Here is a 15509-nt window from a genome sequence, read left to right as displayed (position 1 = left end):
CTACGGCATGAATTGAATGCTGATTTTTGTGGGTCTGAAAACGAAGAATGTCTAAGTCCGTTATCGTTACTGTTCCGGCGACAACTGCCAACTTAGGGCCGGGTTTTGACTGTATTGGTGCTGCGTTAACCTTGTATAATCGGTTGAAGATCTCGGAGTGGGAATCACCCCAAACAACAGAGGTTTCTAACTCTGTGATCATCACCGTTCAAGGCGTCGATGCCGATCGCCTATCCACCGATCAAACAAATCTCGCCTATCAAGCCTTTATTACACTTTATCAGCATTTAGGTCAATCTCCACCACCCATTCAACTTGAGATTAATTTAGGGTTTCCTCTCGCTAGAGGGTTGGGAAGTTCAGCGACAGCTATTGTGGGTGGGTTAGTGGGGGCTAACGCCTTTGCAGGTTATCCCCTGAGTCAAACCGAAGTGATGAACTTGGCCATTGAGATGGAAGGACATCCCGATAATGTGGTTCCGGCGTTGTTGGGAAACTGTCAACTCTCCGTCGCCTCAGAAAACCGTTGGGAAATCTGCGAAATTCCGTGGCATTCTAGTATTATTCCGATTGTTGCCATCCCTAACTTTGAACTGTCTACGGCGGAAGCCCGTCAAGTTTTACCCACTGAGTATAGTCGAACAGATGCGATTTTTAACACAGCCCATTTTGGCTTGTTAGTGCGAGGCTTGGAAACGGGAGAGGGAAAATGGCTACAAGTCGCGATGCAAGATAGAATACATCAACCCTATCGTCAATCATTGATTATCGGCTATGAAGCAGTGCATACAGCAGCAATTAATGCAGGGGCTTATCAACTTGTTATTAGTGGGGCTGGGCCTACTCTGTTAGCGCTGAGTCCTGCAACTTCGGCGCCGGATGTGGCCTTAGCAATGGCAGAAGCATGGCATCAATTTGGGGTTAAAGTAGAAGTGCGATCGCTAAAAATTGATACTCAGGGGGCGCGTGTTGTTGAGGAGAGTTGAGGCGTTTGATTTCAGTATTGGAAAAGGGGTTGATTTATCGGAGGCTTTTTGATAAAATTATGGGGAAGTTTAATAATGGGATATTCAAAAAAATAAAATTTTAAGACATATTTCCATTATAAATTAATAATACTTGAATTTCGCCAAATTTGTCAACCCTCTCAACCCCAAAAAAATCCCAAATTGATCAGTCTTAAAAATAGGTATCGTCATAGATGATTGCGTTAACTTTCAGTATTTTATAGGGGGATGAGAAAGTAGGTTAGGTTAAGGCGATGAAACCCAAGAAAAAATTGATCAAATTCCTGGTTATCAAATTGGGATTCACCCTAGTTAAACCCACCTACAATAGAGGAAAAATTAGTTATTGGTTGTGAATCATTCATCTGGTATTTTATATGGTGTTAGTGTTGGGCCTGGAGATCCCGAACTGATCACACTTAAAGGATTAAATATCCTCAAAACCGCCCCAGTTGTGGCGTTTCCGGCAGGAGTTCGAGGAAAATCAGGCATTGCTGAGAATATTATTTCACCGTGGCTAAATTCTGAGCAAATTCAATTATCGTTAAAGTTTCCCTATGTCCAAGACGAGAATATATTAACCGAAGCTTGGCAACTCGCCGCCCAAGAAGTTTGGGAATATCTCAAAGCCGGACAGGATGTGGTCTTTGCTTGTGAGGGAGATGTTAGTTTTTATAGTACGTTTACTTACTTGGCACAAACTTTAGTACAATTACGTCCTGGAGTGAAAGTGGAGACAATACCCGGAGTTTGTTCTCCGTTGGCGGCGGTTTCCAGTCTTGGACTTCCGCTAACCGTGCGAGATCAACGTTTAGTCGTGTTACCTGCGTTGTACACGATGACGGCGTTAGAAACGACTCTGGAACAGGCGGATGTTGTGGTGTTGATGAAAGTGAGTTCGGTGTATGAGCAAGTTTGGCAGGTCTTAAAACAGCAAGATTTGTTAGATAATGCCTACGTGGTAGAATGGGCGACGCTCCCTCAACAGAAAATTTATGCGGGATTAAGCGATCGCCCCCACTTGCAATTATCTTATTTTTCGTTAATGATTGTGCAGGGGACATCTTAGAGAAAAGACTAGAGCAGCTTGAGAGGAACAGGTTAGGGTGAGGAGAGTTGTAGCGTTCTCGAAGTGGAGTCCAAGAGATTTTCGCCTGATGATTTGACTCAAGCTTGCTATAACATAACAGAAGATAAGAGTAGGCAACCCAAACTCGGTTCACATCTGGGGGCGGTGATTAATCTTCTCCCTGTACTTCATATAGATGCAAGCCGATTTTTAACCTCTAAAATCAATATTATGGATTCTTCTACACCCTTTATCCAATCTGGATTGGCATCATCACTCCGTCAACCTGCTACTATAGCGGCGATCGCTTCGGTGGGAATTCATGCCTTATTTGCAGTTAATATTGAGAATATTCCATTATTTACCCCAAGCGCTCAACTTCCTCCCAGTGTGGAATTAGTGGAATTATCTGCTGATCAAGTTGGAGGGATCTATCCGCCTCCTCCGCCGAAATTTTCTTTGAGTCCGATCACACCACCCCCGTCTCTCTCCTCAATTCTAGGCGGTGGGCCTACTGTTCCGGCATTTCCTTCTAGTCCTCCTCCTCCTTCTTCTCCGACGTTTACAACGCCTCAGCAAGAGTTGTTCACAATTCCGGTTAATCCTTCAGTCGGAAGTAGAGGAAGCGGTTTACCGTCTTATCCAGAGAGCTATCCAAGTTATCCAGATAACTACTCGTTTGGAACGTTACCCCCTTCTACCAATATTCCCACCTACACTCCACCCCCAGCGCCTTCTATCCCTGATCAGAATACCTTCCCCGATAAAAATTCTGAGGAATTAGATCGCGCTAGAGAGTTTTATGAACAGCTACAGCGAGGAGAGATTGTTTTCTCCGAAGGGCCTGATCCTTTGGGTCAGTCGGGTATTTTTAACCCCAATACCAATTCTGATGATGAACCGGGAAGCGAACCGCCTCGTTTTCCGCAAAAAGGGCCTACCGATGATTTGGCGAGTGCAGATATTGATCAAGAAACCCCTTCTCAAACCCCTCCTGAAGAATTTAGAGGCTCAATTCTCGCTAATTTAGAAGAAGGCTTAGAACAAGAAGAAAATAGTGATGTTGCGGCTAATTCTCAGGGTAACGAGCCAGTGTTTCAGCAACAACCCCAAGAACAACCTCAAGGACAGGTTTCTAACCAAGAAAGGGCGAGTATACAAGGGGCAAGTCTTTATGTAAATTGGGTTTTGGGAATTCAGCAGAGTTATCCCGATGTCCAAGGATCTCAGGTTGTTTCTATTTCTGATGTGTATCCGTCTGAAGCTTGCCAACAACAGTTAAGTGGGCGAGCGTTAGTGGGAGTGGTTGTCGGTTCGGGGGGTCAAATTTTAGCAGGGCCAGAACTGTTGTTGGATACGGGATCTGGTATTTTGGATAATAAAGCACTTCAAACGGTGCAGGAGTTTGTGACAACTCAGGCTTCTGGTGGAGGAACTCCGACAGCTTATCAATATGCTTTTAACTTTAATAGCGAAAACTGTGGCAATGTGAGTTCTCCCGAAGAAGTACCACCCCCAGTTACACCGGGAAATTCTCAACCCGCACAAAATAATTCTACTCCTCCGGGGGCAACTACTGAGCCTGAAGATGCTGCGGAAAATTCTGTTGTCGAACCTCCTTTAGAGATGGAACCGGAAGTTACTCAACCGGATGCTGTTGTCGAACCTCCTTTAGAGATGGAACCGGAAGTTACTCAACCGGATGCTGTTGTCGAACCTCCTTTAGAGATGGAACCGGAAGTTACTCAACCGGATGCTGTTGGTGAACCTCCTTTAGAGATGGAACCGGAAGTTACTCAACCGGATGCTGTTGGTGAACCTCCTTTAGAGATGGAACCGGAAGTTACTCAACCGGATGCTGTTGGTGAACCTCCTTTAGAGATGGAACCGGAAGTTACTCAACCGGATGCTGTTGTCGAACCTCCTTTAGAGATGGAACCGGAAGTTACTCAACCCCCAGAACTTCCAACAGAAGCAATGCCAAGCGAGTTTGAGGAACCTTTAGCAAACCCCGCAGAAAACATGACTCCGGCTGAGTAATAAGAAGTAATGAATTAGCTTTGAGGGCGCTGTGGTTTGCGCCCCTATACTCTGTTAGTCTTAACCTAAAAGCTATCAGCTAGAAGTGATCCGTAAAAACACGGATAAGAACAAAATTTAGTAAAACTCCACATTAAAACCCTCTCTCTCCCGGTTCATCAGGGAAACAATTCAACAACTAAATTTAATACAAAAAAAGTTGATATTTATGGGTTTCAGAACTCGTAAGTGTAGACGAAAAAACATCCGGCGATTAACCCCTCATCATCCTTTGGTAGTGGGACATTCAGCCTAGAACTGGATGGGTCATCCGCCAATTTTATCAGTCAAAATAATTTGATCAAAAGTTCAGTGTTAATACTGATGCAATTTTATCCAATATAAGCTGATAATGAGAGAAGAATAAACCCTAAAAAATTCTTCTCATATGCTACAGCATTTTCAAGTTACTTCTGAGCCATTCTCAGAGCTTCATCCGATAAGTATTTCCGAAAAAAACACGGAAATTCTATTAGAATCAGACTCAAGCCAAGCCTCTAAATCCAATCAAAGCCGCTGGATTCGTTATCGATTTTCAACGATATTACTTGCCTGTTTGATTCTATGGACTCCCATCTTAACATGGCATACAATCGAGGTACAACACTCCTGTCATCCTCTTGTTAATTGGTCTAATCAAACCGCAAAAGAATGTACTCCACCTATTGATCGTGGAAATCAAAAAGATCGAAATATCATTTCAGGTAAACCGAACACGGCTTGGGATTCACAACAAACTACAGATACATCTAAAAGCGTAAAAAAAGATCCAACTCAACAAACAAAAGAACATCCAAAACCAGAGATTTTATCTCCAATTGAACAAGCAAAAGAACATCGAGATTTAGCAGGTGCAACGGCTGGAATTGCGGCAGGTGCGGTAGCTGCGATCGCCAGTGCGCCTGCTGCGGTTGCCGTTGGAGTTGGTGTTCTTTTCTGGTTAGTCATCAGATCTGCACTTTCACGTTAACTCAATAGAGTTGAGATTTTTCGCGATAATTGTACAAGTAAATTTGTCGTTTTAACAGGCATCAAAAATCATGTCTAATTCTCCAGAAAACCCGCCTCAAAACGCTTCTGAAATCGTTTCCCAGCCTTCTAATTCACTGCAATCTGTTTCCCCAGAAGAACAAAATCCTACCGTCTTAGAAAGAACTCGGCTTCAAGCCACAACTGTTGCAATGCACAACTGGTTGGGGTCGTTACCCCTGAGTAAATGGTTAGTTTTAGGTGGAATTGCATTGGCGATGTTTTTCACATTCTTTTTAATGACAAAAGGAAGTGATTTCTGTATGTTTAGCACCTGCATACGAGACGGTGGTACGACAGCAACAGTAGGACATACTATGGCTACAAGTTTATGGGCTTATGTTGGAGGTGCCGCTACACTACTTGCTCTAACAACAATGGGAATTTCCATTATTCCGGCTGTTGCGGCTTCTGCGGGTATTTGGTTTCTGATTCAAATGTCTCTTTCCTAAGTCTTTCTTAATTTTTGGGAGTCAAAAAAATGAACGTCATTGAACTCAAGCAAGTCTCGAAAACTTTTCACAAAGGATTGCTGTTCAAACCCGTGCCTATTTTAAAAGACCTTAACTTCACAGTAAAATCCGGTGAATTTGTGGTTTTACGCGGAGAAAACGGTGCGGGTAAAACAACAGTTTTGAATTTGATTCTCGGATTAATCAAACCCAGTCAGGGGGAAGTGAACTTGATGGAACTTCCTCCCCACATTTCCGAGTCAAAAGTTCGGGTGGGTGTGGTTTTGCAAGATACGCAAGTTCCGAAAAATATTAAAGTCAAAGAATTGATTGAACTGGTACGCAGTTACTATCCAAATCGTCTCACAACTTCGGAAATTTTAAGCAAAGTTAACCTCACCTACAAGCAGGATACTTGTGCAACTGACTTGTCAGGCGGACAGAGACAACGGCTTTATTTTGCTTTGGCTTTGGCGGGAAATCCTAGTCTTTTAATCTTAGACGAACCCACTCGTAATTTAGATGATCAAGGCTATGAGGAATTTTGGGAACAAATCAAAATTTGTCGTCAGCAAGGGATCACCATTTTGATGGTGACAAACAATAAAGCCGACTGGAAAAAATTAGAAGGTCTAGTAACTCGCATGGTGATTTTGCAAAAACTTTCTGAAGTAATCGAGGGAGAGCAGTTGCAGAGTCATTATTACAATCCTCTGGCTAGTTTTATTCAAGAAAAACCAAGATTATATTTGGAATGGGCTACTGTTGGTTTTCCCTATTTCCTCAAGCCCGAACTACTTTATGGTTTGGAAGATGAGTCCGAACTTGAACAGCCGCAGCAAAATATTGCCTTGATTTTGTTAAAGCAATTCTGGTTTGAAACCCTTCAGCTTGTTCGTACTCCTTCATTCTTACTCGCATCTGCTTCAGGAGTGTTGTTATTACCACTCTTTAAATATGCTGGACTGGTATCAGAAAACGCTGTAAAGCCATTGGTTTCTCTGTGCGCCGTTTTTCTATTCACCATCATTATCGAACTTCTCGGTAATCGAGTTGCAGTGGAACGTGCAGAAGGATGGTTAAAGTTATTGAAAGCAACCCCCCTGCCTTCCTCGGTCTATATTGCCACTAAAATTGCAACTTTATTGACTTTAGCATCGGTGATTTTAGTGCTGTTATTCTCAGTTGGAATCTGGCAACTTGAAATTCACCAAAGCTTTGAGTGGTGGTCAAAATTGTTCTTCACTATTATTATCGGTTTGATTCCTTTTGGATTGCTCTTTCTGGGACTGGGATACTGGCTTGAACCCAAAAGTGCAAGTACATGGTTAACACTGATGCTGGTTGTGGCGATATTTGCCAGTGGTTCGATGCCAATACCGAATGCTCCTTCCTACGTTCAAGATCTGATTGCAGTATCACCCTTCTACCACTATCAACAGTTAGTTTCTTGGATTGCTGAGTTTGACTACGATAACCAGCTTTTCTTGCACCTGTTGTGGATGGTGTGGGCTGCAAGTGCATTTGGTTTATTTGCGAGTTGGTCGTACCAGCGTGACCAAGTGGTTCAGTAGTTCCGATCCCGTCGTCCTCTAGTTGGTAATGCTGACCAACGCTCAATCTAAAATGATTGTAAACATCACATCCCTGATTTCTCGAAGAAGTTGGGGATTTTCATCATTAAATTCCGCTGGGAAAGAAAGCAGACCGAAAATCCGTTTCCCGGTTTTCCCCAAAATCCCTTGGAAACGGACTCGCAAACCCGTTGATCTCACCCTGGCTCTAGATTTTAACTTTGCACTCGTACATCAATCACGGTGGCGTTGAAGTTGTAGTCTTTGCCTTCGAGTTCTACGGTGCTGCCGATTTTAATCTTAATATTACCCAAAACAGGCCCGGTATCGGTAATTTGACCGTTTCCAACCAGGGTCATTAAAACATTGTTGCTGTAAGTATACTCAGCCGTGGGATCAGGTTGGGCTTTAACGGTACCATCGGGTTGAGCCACGGGAATGAGTCGGGGTAAAATCTCGGCGGCTTTAATATTGACTTCTCCGTAGGGTTGGTTACGGATAATCAAATTTGTCTTGTCGTCTGCTTTGATCATTACACTGGGGTCACGTCCCTTTAAGCCCAAAGCAATCACATCCACTTCTACAGGTTTAGTGGTGACGCCGACTTGAGCAACAGAACCAGAGGTTCCGGGATAGAAAAATATTCCCACAATCACCAACAAAATCACGAAAGCAGCGCCAACATCCAAAATGCTGACTTTTCCAAACAGGCGACCTTTAGAATCTAATATATTCATCAAAAATGTAGCAGTTCCTTGAGATCGGACACAACAGCAGTCGGGGAGCAGTAACCCACTCTCTGTTGTCAGTTGTCAGTTACTATGTTACACGTTATGGGTTCCGGATAAATCTGAGAGATTTGCAAGTAAAAGGTCAAAATGGTAGTAGAGGGTGACTCTCAATCGGATATGGGCTTGGCTGTCATGCTCACTGAGTCAACTGAGTCTATGAAGTTGATCTACAGCACGTTTGTTTTGAAAATCAGAGTCCTACCCAATCGCGACGTCACCAATATCTGGTGCATCTTTAAATTCCATGCGTTTTTACTCTCCCAATTTTAAGATTCACCATCGAGTACCTCTCACTGCTTTCCTATGTTAATTCCTTCTATCTCTCAAGCTATTGATCGTCATCCGGTGACTACAAAGCCAGAAACACCTGTTGAAGAAGTGATTCAGTTAATGAGTCGTACAGGTGCAAGCTATGTGCTGATCATAGAGGAATCGGAAGTTGTGGGGTGTAATCCATCTCTTTTGGGAATCTTTACTGAGCATGATATCATTCAACTCAACTCTATTGGTGATTCTTTGAAGGGATTTCCGATTTCACAGATTATGATTCGCTCTGTGATTGCGGTTCACCTCTGTGAAATTCCAGATGTTTTTGCTTTAGCTTCTCTTTTAAATAAACATCAAATCAATCATCTTCCCATTTTGGATGATTTGGGGGGATTGTTTGGTGTGATTACACCGCTTCATCTTTTGAGACTCGCTCAATCTAAAACAACAGGATCTTCCCCAAAAACAAATCATTCTGATCATTCATCACATTTTTCTCATTCTTCAACCGATTCAAACTCTCAGTATTCGATTAATTCTCCGACTTTAATTCCCGATCATTTAATTAAAATCAATCAAATTTCTGCTCATGCTACTCGTATTGTTCATGCGCCTCATCAAGCTTCGGGAAGTGATATAACCCAGTTGATGTTTCAATATAAAGTAAACTGTGTTGTCATTATAGAAACTGTATCTTCTAATCGAGAAACGACTTCTGATTTTACAGGAGAATCTCAATTTTCCCGGAAAAATACCAGTAAATTAAAAGGAATTGTCACCAGTCATGATATTGTTCAAGTGCAAGCGATCGGACTGGATTTGAGTCAAATCAAGGCGAGTATGATTTGTAATAAGCCTCCTTTATTAGTTCGATTAGAAGCTTCGGTAGAATCGGCTGTTCATTTAATGCAAAAATATTATAATCAACTTCCTTTAATTATTATCGATGAAAGTGGTTATCCGATTAATTTAATCTCGCCGCGAAACATTCTGCTACAGATGCTTTGTCCGAAATTAATGCACTCGACTATTTTGAGTTTGCAAGGACAAGTTGATCAGATGAAAACAAAAATTAAAACTTTATCTCATCAAGTTAAAACTCAACAAAAATCGACAGAAGAACAGTCACTATCAACTTTATCGATTGATCAAAATGGATTCTGGGATTGGAATTTAAAAACACAATGGGTTTTCTATTCTCCTCGTTGGAAACAGATGTTGGGGTATCAAAATTATGAAATTTCGTCTAAAGTTGAAGAATGGTTTGGTCGAATTCATAGCAAAGATTTAAAAGCTGTTCATGCAACACTTAAAGAACATTTTGCTAAAAAAACAGATTCCTGTATTCTAGAATATCGGATGCGATGTCAGGATGGTCACTACATCTGGGTACTCTGTCAAGGACAGATTATTTGGGCGGAAAATGGAGAACTTCTGCGGATGATTGGGACTCATATCGATATTACCTCTCGCAAGAAAAATTTTACCCATTCTCAAAATAATAATTATCAGCAAACTTTAAAAACAAATTTAAAAACAAATTTAAAAACAATACTATTTCAGCTTGATACTGAAGGAAACTTAACCTTTTTAAATTCAATCTGGACTCAACAAACAGGATACTTGGTTTCTGAAAGTATAGGAACAGCATTGATTGAATATATTCATTCAGAGGATCGGATACAACTCAGTTCTCTATTTTCAGCAATTTTAAACGGAGAGATAGAAACGATTTGTCAGGAAGTTAGACTCAAAAATGCTTCTGCTTCTTTAGAAGAAAATAGATCCTCATATCAACCCATTATCCTCTCAGGTTGTGCAATTTTAAATTCCGAATATCAGCGAGTTGGAATTACGGGAACTCTTAACTTCAATGTTTCCCAAGTCGCTATTACTGAAGACGTTACTGAAAAACTAAAAGTCATTCATCAACTCTATGAAATTGCCATTAATTCTAATGCTAATTTTGAATCCCGAATTAATCAATTATTAGTCATGGGATGCAATCGTTTTAGAATGGATATTGGTTTATTAGGTCGAGTCAGGGCTGATCGTTATGAAGTAATTTCGGCTTATTTATCCCAAGATTTTCCCTTCGGATTTACAAAAGGTGATACATTTTCTCTCGAACAAACCTTTGAACGAGAAGCGTTGCGCGCTGATGATGTTGTCTGTATTGAATCGATTAAAAATTCACCCTGGAAAGAACACGAAGCTTATACCATTCGACGCTTAGAAGCTTATATTGGAACTCCAGTAAAAGTAGAAGGACGAGTTTATGGTACTCTCAGTTTTATGAGTCGTAAAGCCCGTTCTTCATTTCAGCCGATAGACTTAGAAATTTTAAAATTGATGGCGAGTTACATTGGAAGTGAAATCGCGCGTGAAAATTCTCAACAAGATTTACAGCGACAGAATCAATACTTATTATTAATGAAACAAATCACCCAAAAGGTGCGTTCTAAACTAGAAACTCAGGAAATTTTTCAAACCACTGCAACTCAAATTGGTCGTGTTTTTGGAGTAAATCGCTGTTCTATTTATACCTACATTTCTCAACCTTATCCTCATTTAGCTTGTGTGGCTGAATATTTAGAAGTCAGCTATGAATCCACTTTGAATTTAGAAATTTCTGTCAATTATAACCCCTATATTGAAAGACTACTCTCTGAAGATAAAGCCGTTGTTTCACCCGATGTATTTGCTGATCCGTTGTTAGAATCATCCGCCCCAATGTGTCGGCGTATGGGATTAAAATCAATGTTGGCAATTCGGACTTCTTACAATAGCGAACCTAACGGAATTATTATGTTACATCAATGTGATAATTTACGACAATGGACAGAAGAAGAAGTTGAATTTTTAGAAGATGTTGCGAGTCAAGTCGGTTTAACTCTTTTCCAAGCCAAACTTTTAGAATTTGAAGTCAAAAGTCGTCAGCAATTAGCCGATAAAAATAAAGCCTTAGAAGAAGCTAGACTCGCAGCAGAAATCGCTAGTCGTGCTAAAAGTGAATTCCTCGCCACCATGAGTCACGAGATTCGTACACCCATGAATGCAGTTATTGGGATGACAGGTTTACTTTTGGATATGAACTTAAATCCTGAACAACGAGATTTTGTAGAAACCATTCGTACCAGTGGAGATGCTTTACTCACCATTATTAATGATATTCTTGATTTTTCTAAAATTGAATCGGGTAAATTAGAACTCGAACATCAACCGTTTAAACTCCGAACTTGTATTGAAGAATCCTTAGATTTACTCTCGGCTAGAGCGTCTGAAAAAGGCTTAGAATTAGCTTACATTGTCGATCCCAACACACCGGAAGTTATGGTTGGAGATGTGACTCGCTTACGTCAAGTTTTAGTGAATTTACTCAGTAATGCGGTGAAATTTACCAATCAAGGTGAAGTGATTGTCTCTGTGACTTCTAGCTTAATTCAAGAGAACGCAAAACCTGTAGCATCTTCTGAAGAAAACAATGAAAGTCAGCCCTCAATCTCCCCTCCTATTTATGAAGTACAATTTGCCGTTAAAGATACAGGAATTGGGATTCCTCCTGATCGAATGCACCGTTTATTTAAAGCTTTTTCTCAAGTGGATGCGTCTACCACTCGACAGTATGGAGGAACAGGTTTAGGATTAGCGATTAGCCAGCGTTTGAGTGAAATGATGGGCGGAAAAATGTGGGTTGTGAGTTGGGTAAAACCGGATCAAGAATCCTCAAATTCTCAATCTTTAATTTCAAGTATCACAGGAGATCCGCCGACCTCTTTTGAAATTCCCCGTTTAGATATTACCGGATCTATCTTCTACTTTACGATTAATTCATCCGCTATCGAAACCTCGCTCTCTGATGAATTTGCGGATAAGTTATTTACAGATAAGCAAATTTTAATTGTCGAAAATCATGGAATCAATCAAACCGTTATCACTCGACAAGTCAAAGCCTGGGGAATGAAACCTCTAGTAGCCAAAACGGGAATTGATGCTCTAAAATGTATTCAGGAGAATCCGAATATAGATTTAGTGATTATTGGAATTAACTTACCCGATATTGATGAGATAGAACTCGCCCGTAAAATCCGTTTACTTGAAAAAGATTTAAGCCGAAACTATCCGGATAGGCAACCCGTTCATTTAGTTCTCTTTAACTATGCAAGTAATACTAATATTGTTAAACGTATCGAGCGCACCAATATTAACTGTGCTGGATTTGTCAATAAACCTCTAAAACAATCTCAGTTTTATAATACATTGGTTCAAATTTTTGCGGGAAATGAAATCATAGAACATTCCTCCTCGCTGAAACTTGCTGATGAGTCTGGCTCTCTGAGTCCTCCTCAAAATCATGCTGCTTTACGCATTTTATTGGCTGAAGATAATGTCACGAATCAAAAAGTAGCCACAAAATTATTACAAAGATTAGGATATCGAGCGGATATTGCTGGAAATGGGGTGGAAGTATTAGATGCACTCAAACGACAACCCTATGATGTGATTTTGATGGATGTTCAAATGCCGCAAATGGATGGCTTAGAAGCCTCCCGTCGTATTTGTAAAGAATATGGAGAGGGTTCTGATGGACCCCAGAAAAAACCTTGGATTATTGCCATGACAGCGAATGCTATGCGAGGCGATCGCGAAATGTGTTTGGCGGCAGGAATGGATGATTATGTCACTAAACCTGTTCGTCGAGAAGAACTCGCTCAAGCCTTAGAAAAATGTCAACCTTTGTATCCACTTTCCTCTGAACATCTTTCCCTCGAAAAACACTCCTCTAATAACGGCTATTCATCACCGGAAATGACTAATACACATAACGAAAATTCCCTGTCTGATGTCCCTTCTATTGATGCTCAAATTTTACAAAATCTAAGAGAATACGATGATGAAGATGATCCGTTTGTAGATATTTTAATTGAAACTTATCTCAATGAAGCCCCTCAACATATAGACGGAATTCGGGTAGCTGTTCAGTCTCAAGATGCAAAACTTCTGAAAGAATCTGCTCATACTCTCAAATCCAGTAGCGCTCAATTGGGTGCGATGCAATTTTCTCAATTGTGTAAAGAAATCGAATATATGGGACGGGCGGGAATGGAAAGTGATTCCACCGAAATTGAATGTTTTGTTACGGATGCTGCCGCTCAACGATTCTCTGAATTGGAGAAAGAATGGCAACGGGTTGAAACCGCTTTGCGAGAAGAAATTAAAGTAAAAGAGTGAAACTATAGCAAAAAACAAGAGGAAATGGGGAACAGATAATACTACAACTTGTCCCAAATTGGTTTAAGTTTTTTCAACTGTCCGTGTGGGGTTGCGTGTCGTTATATCTCTGTTTTCAAGTGGGTTGACATTTTATCTAAAATATGTATATGCTTTTAGTATAAACTCATAACGACTATGAGTTAGTACGCAAAGGAAAAGAACGATGGCTCAACTTAAACAACGTCGCTCCGAAAACGAGAGCGGTAACTTTTACGTCGATCAAAGCTGTATTGACTGCGATACCTGTCGATGGATGGCGCCGGAGGTGTTCAAGAGAGCGGGTGAACAGTCAGCGGTGTATCATCAACCCAGTAACGAAACCGAACAATTACGAGCAATGCAGGCGTTGTTATCCTGTCCAACGGCTTCAATTGGTACGCTTGAAAAACCCAAAGATATTAAAAGTATACACCAAAGTTTCCCCATTTTAATCGCAGATAACGTTTATCATTGTGGCTACCATTCCGAGAGTTCGTTTGCTGCGGCGAGTTACTTTATTCAACGTCAAGACGGTAATATTCTCATCGACTCCCCTCGGTTTGCGCCGCCTTTAGTGAAACGTTTAGAAGAATTAGGCGGAATACGTTATCTCTATTTAACTCATCGGGATGATGTCGCCGATCATCAAAAATTTCGAGATCATTTTGGATGCGATCGCATTCTTCATGTAGATGATCTCACTGCTGAAACACAATCTGTAGAAATCAAACTTTCGGGTTTTGAAGATATTCAATTCGCTCCTGATATTTTAATTATTCCCGTTCCTGGACATAGCAAAGGTCATACTGTTTTATTGTACAATCACAAGTTTTTATTTACAGGAGATCATCTCGCTTGGTCAAGTCAATTAAACCAACTCTATGCTTTTCGTCGCTACTGTTGGTATTCGTGGTCAGAGCAAATTGACTCAATGAAAAAGTTAGTAAATTATGCGTTTGAGTGGGTGCTTCCCGGTCACGGACACCGCCATTCTGCTGATAGTATCACGATGCAAAAGCAAATGCAAGAATGCGTGAGTTGGATGACCCAAAATTAGTTAGATGGGTTCGAGTAAGCATATCTCATCACAACACTTAAACCCCTATTTTGACCTCACCCCTTCCCCTCTCCTAGAAGGTGAGGGGTCTTTGCATTCCAACCCATCACAACCCATAGACCCCAAAAATTAACTGTCGGATCGGTTAAACCCTATTTTCACCTGATCCCTTTCATACCTACGTGATCTTCACAAGTTTAAGAGTATTCTAAAATTTTTTATTTTTCAGTGGTTGTACCGATGACAGCGATAAATATTTAGCTTTAAACTAGACGCATAAGTTTAGTTAGAGGAAAAAGACAGGTTTTTTCTGAAGGAAACAGCAAAATTATTTTTGCTAAAAGACTGTATTTATTATCGTTACGTTGCCATATTTTTATCCATTCAGAGTTCTTGTATACACAAGCAAAATTTGATGAATAAGAAAGAAATTCAGAACCTGATTGATGACAATCAAAATCATTCAGACTTTGGACGCTTATTGTATCATCGAGATCGCAAAAATAAGAAGGTCTTGCATTACTCAGTACAACTGAATGATACGGAGTCATTAGCTTGGGAACCTGTTCATAGCGATCGCCAAAAAGATCAAGGTGAAATAGACATTTGGAAAATTAACAAGCATTTTCACCCCGCTAAATACGTTCATCATTGGTCTAGAAATAAAATTATTCAGGCTTTACATATTTCTGTTGATGAGTTTCACAAAAATTGGCAGTATGAACTCTTTCGATTTAACTGTGAACACTGGGCGCGTTTAGTAACAACAGGTGATTGTCGCTGTTTCCAAATTCACGAATTTAAGAAATTGCAGAAAATCCCAGTGGCGGGTTTAGCTATCGTTGGTGTTGCCGGCTTTGTAACAGGTGCTTGGGAACATAATGGCTATCCACAAAAAGCAATTACTAAAGGTCTTTAGGTTGAGTTTTGT

At 40.7% G+C, this 15509-nt stretch carries 10 protein-coding genes; 9 read left to right on the top strand and 1 reads right to left on the bottom strand.

Going from position 1 to position 15509, the window contains the following annotated elements; translation table 11 throughout:
* Positions 1-47: 47 nt before the first annotated feature.
* From thrB to M595_RS12865, 6 genes are all read left to right on the top strand, one after another.
* The gene (gene thrB, locus M595_RS12890; protein ID WP_023066687.1) at positions 48-986 is read left to right on the top strand and encodes a homoserine kinase; all 939 of its coding nucleotides are present in this window, start codon (positions 48-50) and stop codon (positions 984-986) included.
* 373 nt (positions 987-1359) lie between these two features.
* Positions 1360-2076, top strand: coding sequence for a precorrin-2 C(20)-methyltransferase (locus tag M595_RS12885; RefSeq protein ID WP_040484062.1), 717 nt, complete (start codon positions 1360-1362; stop codon positions 2074-2076).
* Between the two features lie 231 nt (positions 2077-2307).
* Positions 2308-4116: an energy transducer TonB gene (locus M595_RS12880; protein ID WP_023066716.1), complete on the top strand. Its 1809-nt coding sequence runs from the start codon at positions 2308-2310 to the stop codon at positions 4114-4116.
* A gap of 427 nt (positions 4117-4543) precedes the next feature.
* Positions 4544-5125: a hypothetical protein gene (locus tag M595_RS12875; protein ID WP_023066738.1), complete on the top strand. Its 582-nt coding sequence runs from the start codon at positions 4544-4546 to the stop codon at positions 5123-5125.
* Between the two features lie 70 nt (positions 5126-5195).
* On the top strand, positions 5196-5636 hold the full coding sequence (locus tag M595_RS12870) for a hypothetical protein (RefSeq protein WP_023066722.1): 441 nt from the start codon (positions 5196-5198) through the stop codon (positions 5634-5636).
* 29 nt (positions 5637-5665) lie between these two features.
* Complete coding sequence (locus M595_RS12865; protein ID WP_023066746.1) at positions 5666-7210, top strand: ABC transporter ATP-binding protein/permease; 1545 nt, start codon at positions 5666-5668, stop codon at positions 7208-7210.
* Positions 7211-7425: 215 nt separating this feature from the next.
* On the opposite strand, the gene M595_RS12860 is transcribed toward M595_RS12865, so the two are convergent.
* Positions 7426-7947, bottom strand: a complete 522-nt coding sequence (locus M595_RS12860) for a DUF4330 domain-containing protein (RefSeq protein WP_023066686.1) — start codon at positions 7945-7947, stop codon at positions 7426-7428.
* 357 nt (positions 7948-8304) lie between these two features.
* On the opposite strand from M595_RS12860, the gene M595_RS12855 reads away from it, so the two are divergent.
* From M595_RS12855 to M595_RS12845, 3 genes are all read left to right on the top strand, one after another.
* Complete coding sequence (locus tag M595_RS12855; RefSeq protein ID WP_023066747.1) at positions 8305-13500, top strand: response regulator; 5196 nt, start codon at positions 8305-8307, stop codon at positions 13498-13500.
* Between the two features lie 205 nt (positions 13501-13705).
* Complete coding sequence (locus tag M595_RS12850; protein WP_023066699.1) at positions 13706-14578, top strand: MBL fold metallo-hydrolase; 873 nt, start codon at positions 13706-13708, stop codon at positions 14576-14578.
* A 415-nt stretch (positions 14579-14993) separates the two neighbouring features.
* Positions 14994-15497 (top strand): hypothetical protein, encoded by a 504-nt coding sequence (locus M595_RS12845; RefSeq protein ID WP_023066692.1) that lies wholly within the window; start codon positions 14994-14996, stop codon positions 15495-15497.
* Positions 15498-15509 lie beyond the last annotated feature (12 nt).

This window comes from Lyngbya aestuarii BL J (assembly GCF_000478195.2).
Taxonomy (GTDB): domain Bacteria; phylum Cyanobacteriota; class Cyanobacteriia; order Cyanobacteriales; family Microcoleaceae; genus Capilliphycus; species Capilliphycus aestuarii.
Note: the sequence above shows the minus strand (reverse complement) of the source record. Positions and strands in the feature narration are given on the sequence as shown.